This is a genomic window from Stenotrophomonas sp. CASM106, assembly GCF_049384825.1.
Classification (GTDB): Bacteria; Pseudomonadota; Gammaproteobacteria; order Xanthomonadales; family Xanthomonadaceae; genus Stenotrophomonas; species Stenotrophomonas muris.
The window spans coordinates 1-446 of record NZ_JBMRFS010000060.1 but is presented as its reverse complement, the minus strand read 5'-3'; the positions used below and the strand labels follow the sequence as shown (position 1 = coordinate 446).

2 pseudogenes are annotated in these 446 nt (G+C 70.2%); one reads left to right on the top strand and one right to left on the bottom strand.

The features are described from left to right. Nucleotides 1-233: pseudogene (locus VG556_RS22530) on the top strand (hypothetical protein); the annotation flags it as partial. Nucleotides 234-287: 54 nt separating this feature from the next. Here VG556_RS22530 and VG556_RS22525 read toward each other — a convergent pair. Then, nucleotides 288-446 (bottom strand): annotated as a pseudogene (locus VG556_RS22525) (GGDEF domain-containing protein); the annotation flags it as partial.

Below are 446 nucleotides of genomic sequence, written 5' to 3'. Positions count from 1 at the left end.
CAGGCTCACCGTTCATCGCGGCCAGCGAACTGGACCTGCTGGTCTGCCTGCTGCGCATCGCCCAGTGGCGGCATGCACGCCCGCGTGAAGATGACACGCTGGCACCGTTGCGCCAGCAGCTGGCGCGCTGTGCGATGGCCGTGCAGGCGGCAAACCTGCCGTTGCGCCAGCGCTCGTTGTCACCGGTCGGGCTGAGGCTGCTCGATCCCACTGGCTGGTTTCGGCAGCGCTGACCCGGCCGCGCCGCCCGTGCGCAATCGCGCACGGGGACCGTGCACCTGGCGCGCTCAGCAATCCATCCTGCCGTGCGCACTGCCTTCGTCGTCGAGCACGTGCGTATGCAGGATCACCTGGTTGCGACCGGCACGCTTGGCGGCGTACAGGCCGGCATCGGCATCCGCCAGCAACTGATCGGCGCTGGCCAGGGCCGGCGGGTGCAGGTAGCC